This is a genomic window from Armatimonas sp., from assembly GCF_031410135.1.
GTDB lineage: Bacteria > Armatimonadota > Armatimonadia > Armatimonadales > Armatimonadaceae > Armatimonas.
Map to the genome: position 1 here is coordinate 1 of NZ_JANNYP010000230.1, position 4146 is coordinate 4146.

1 protein-coding gene and 2 pseudogenes are annotated in these 4146 nt (G+C 62.7%); all 3 read right to left on the reverse strand.

The features are described 5' to 3' along the window. Positions 1-2473: pseudogene (locus RMO15_RS08225) on the reverse strand (hypothetical protein); the annotation flags it as partial. Positions 2474-2625: 152 nt separating this feature from the next. Beyond that, positions 2626-3237: a class I SAM-dependent methyltransferase gene (locus tag RMO15_RS08230; protein ID WP_309710403.1), complete on the reverse strand. Its 612-nt coding sequence runs from the start codon at positions 3235-3237 to the stop codon at positions 2626-2628. Between the two features lie 3 nt (positions 3238-3240). Beyond that, a pseudogene (locus RMO15_RS08235) lies at positions 3241-4146 on the reverse strand (hypothetical protein); the annotation flags it as partial.

Consider the following 4146-nt stretch of genomic DNA (forward strand, 5'->3'; position numbering starts at 1 on the left):
GTGTGCCGAGCTTTGCCTCGATTTGGTAGACTCCCACAGGCACGTCGGTCTTGCGCTCGTTTTGCAGGTCCCAGGTGAGGGTGTTGGCTCCACGTAGCAGGTTGCCTTGCCACTGGCGCACCACGCTTCCCGAGGCATTGGTGATGGTGACCATGGCGGCTCCTACGGTGTCGCTCACGAGCGAGAAGCGGGCGATGGGGCGGCCACGTCGGTCGCCGGGGACGCTGTCCCAAGGGAAGGGGTCGAGGGTGATCTTGCGGATCGGGTAGAGAAAGAGCGGCTCGGTGGTGGGTTTGCGGATGGGGGCGAGGTCGAGAATCCAGGCGCCACGTCCGAAGGTACCGATCACCAGCTCACTGTCGCGCGACTGCACCGTGAGATCCTGCACGGGTGTGGAAGGTAGCGTCGCACACAGCGACTCCCAGCTCTGCCCGGCATCGCGGGAGAGATAGACTCCCAGATCGGTGCCGACATAGAGCAGCTTGGGATCAGTGGGGTCTTCTTTAATGACATTCACGCACTCGTGTGGCAGGTTGTTAGCAATCGAGCGCCAGGTACGTCCGGTATCCGTGGAGACAAAGACATAGGGCCGCGTGTCGTTCTCCCGAAAGCCGGTGAAGCTGACATAGATCGTCGCGGCGTCTTGGTGCGAGAGCGTCACCCGGCTCACCCACTTGCGCGGCAGGCCCGAATCAATGCGTTCCCAGTGTGCACCGTCATCCGTGCTCAGCCAGACCCGCCCACCCTCCGTTCCGCCGACCAGCATCCCCGGCTCCAGCGGCGACTCCGTCAGCATCGTGAGAGCCCCCGTGGTCACTGCGTCCCGATCCTTGCCTGGCGGATCGCCCAGCTCCGGGCTAATGGCCTTCCAGGTCGCGCCCCGGTCCGTGGTTTTCAGCACCTGATTGCCTCCTAGATAGAGCGTCCGTGGGTTATGCGGCGAGATAAAAAACGGCGTGTACCAGCTAAAACGCAGACCCGGCAGGCGCGGTCTGAGGCTCTCCGACGATGGCCCGCCGCTCAGAATCGAGCTGCCCGTGGTGTCCATGCGCATCAAAGCGCCGTTCTGGTGCTCGTAGTAGACAAAGCGCTCGTCGGTGGGATCGGGGAGAGTGACAAAGCTATCGCCACCTGTCCAGCGATCCAGATAGACACTGCGCCACGGGTCGGGGATCGCGTCATCGAGTGTGGCATCGCTCGGCCCGACCAGCGCAGCGTTGTCCTGGGTTCCGGCAAAGATCCGGTAGGGCGTCTGGTTATCGGTGGCCACGAAGTACATCTGCGTCACCGGGATATTGTTGAGGTGTAGCCAGCTCTCGCCCGCGTCGTAGGAGAGAAACAGCCCGCCGTCGTTGCCCAGAAGCAGGCGCTCCGGGTTGGCGGGGTCAATGACCAGCTCATGGTGATCCAAGTGCAGCGCCCGGCCCGGCGTCTCCTGCACCCGCAAGATCCGATCCCCGAGGCGCTGGAAGGTCGCGCCGCCGTCGTGGGATTGGAAAGCATGGTTGCCCAGGATATAGAGATGGTTCGTGTCGCGCGGATCGACACAGATATCCGTGAACTTCCAGCCAAACGCCCCGAAAACGTCGTAGAGATCGTCGGTGTTTACCTTGCGCCAGCTCTCGCCCGCATCGTCGGAGCGGTAGACCTCACCGCCCACAAACGCCCTGTCTTTCTGCGAGCTGGGGGCGCGGTTGTCGAGATAGAGATAGAGGATTTTCGGGTTTTTTGGTGCAACGGTGATGCTAGCACGCCCTAGAAGCCCCGTTGGGAGCCCCTTGGTTAGCCGTCGCCAGCTCTTGCCACCATCTTGCGACTTAAAGAGCCCGCCGCGCTGCCCTGCCTCGATCTGCCACGCCCAGGCATAGAGCGTCCTAGGGTCTTTCGGGTCGAGCGCCAGGTCCACGACGCCCGTGACCTCGTCCACAAAGAGTACTTTCTCCCAGTGCGCCCCGCCATCCAGCGTCCGGTAGACCCCACGCTCTGGGCTTGGTGTCCACTGCTTGCCCATGGCCGCGACATAGGCGATCCTCGGGTTGGTCGGGTGCAACAAGACCTTCGCAATGTGATGCGTCGCCTCCAGCCCGAGATGCCTCCACGATGCGCCCCCATCAACCGATTTAAAGACCCCCGTGCCCGGATAGGCGTACCCCGCGTACCGTGGCTGCGCCTCCCCAGTACCCACCCAGACAGTATTGGGGTGGCTCTGCGAGACCGCCACATCCCCGATGGCAAAGGCGCTCTCGTGCTCAAAGATAGGCCGCCAAGTCAGGCCGTTGTTCACCGTCTTCCAGAGATTGCCCGAGCCCACCCCCACGTAGATCGTTCCCGTGTTGCCCGGCGGAATCGCAATCGCCTCCACCCGCGCCCCGATCTTCACCGGCCCCACGGGCCTCCAAGCCAGCCCCCGAAAGAAAGAACTCTGCGCCAGCGCCTGATGCGCCGCCCAAGCGGGTGTTGTTTGCCTTGTCATCTGTGGCGGCATTTTAGCACAGAATGCAGAAGCACTCCGTCCGGATTTCGTTCCGAGGCGTGAACGCCCCGTCTCAGAGCTGCACCGTCCTGCGGACATAACGAACCATTCGATAGGTTCGAAGAACCGCGCACTTCAAGGCAGGTCGTTCATTACCTGGAAAAATGCGGCTTCTGGACGATGAGATAGAGATGTGACTCGGGGTGCTGGTCGTACTCCAGGTGGCGGCAGACACAACCAAACCGATCCACGAGACGCAGCAGCTCGGGGATTCCCAGCGCGGCGTGGTAGAGCGGCTGGCCGTGGCAGGGATTGGTGACTTCACCGGGTACGTCCACACCACCGCTCGTAAAAATCAGCACGCCACCGGGCGCGAGTGCGTCGCAGAGTTTTTCGAGTACCGACGCATGATGCTCCAGCGGGACGTGCCAGATGCTGTCCCAAGCAGAGATAAACTCGTAGGCGCGAGGAAACTCCCAGGTGCAGATATCGGCGTGGTGGAAGATCATGTCGGGGTGCTTTTTCCGCGCCAAGGCGAGCATCTCGGTCGAGAAATCCAGCCCCTCGGCGTCGTAGCCGTATTTCTGCAGGAGCGTCAGAATCCGCCCACTACTGCCACAGCCCACATCTATCGCCCGCCCCGTTGGTGGTGCAAAGCGCAGCGCCCGCTCGTGCTGCGCGATTCCGTTCTCGTGGTTAAACGACTCCTCCGCCCAGTGCTGGGCAATCTTATCGTAGCTGGTGGCCGTCTGTGTGGTAGTCATGGATTAGCGTGTCCGAAAGGCGTAGAAGTCGGCGTCTTTGAGGACGAAGCGGAGCTTGACGGGTTTGCCGATCCATGGGGTGAGACTCAGGTCCAGTGCGCCCTCTAGCTCGTCGCCAAAGAGTGGCTTGCTCTGGGTGAGAGGCTTGCCGCTGGGGTCTTGTACTTCGACTTGGATGCTGCCCACCGCCGATGTCGCGTAGTTCAGGATAAGGCGCGAACCGGTGAATGTGAGCGGGCGTGTGGTGAGATCCCCGCCGCTGGCATCGGCGTGCACCGATGCAAACCCGTGGCGGCGCATGGTGAGACGGCGGAGGCGGTGGTCGGGCCAGTCGTAGTGCTCGCTGGCGTAGAGGGAGAGCTCCCCCTCGCCGGTCTCGACAATCCCGGTGGCGGGCATGTTGCTGCGCTGGGTCCAGTTGTGCGGGTCGGGGCCGGGGCGCAACCATGCCTCCAGAAACGGGCGGCTCCAGCTGAGGCCATCGCGACTGCTCATCAAAACAGCATCGGAGACACCCGGCTCTTTGTAGCCCGCGAGCTTGGTGCGCTCGGGGACGAAGCGTTTGGGGAAGGAGAGTAGCACATGGGGCGCACCGGGGCAGGGGCGGACGGCGTTGGTGTAGAAGTGCTCGGTGGGCGTCCCCGGTGCATAGCGGTTCGGCTCCGGCTTGCTCCAGCGCAGAAAGTCGTCGGAGAGGCAGCTCTGAATCGCACGGTAGCCGTTGTACTCGCCCTGAGTGAAGTAGCGCGAGTAGAGCCGGTACTTACCCAGAGCTTCGTCGAAGAACGCCGTGTTGAGCGAGTCGAAGGTGCCGTCGGTGAGGACGGGTGTCGGGCTGAGCTTCTGCCAGCGCACCCCATCGGGCGAGCCAAAGGCGTAGAGCTTGCTATTGATCCCGCCGAGAGCTTT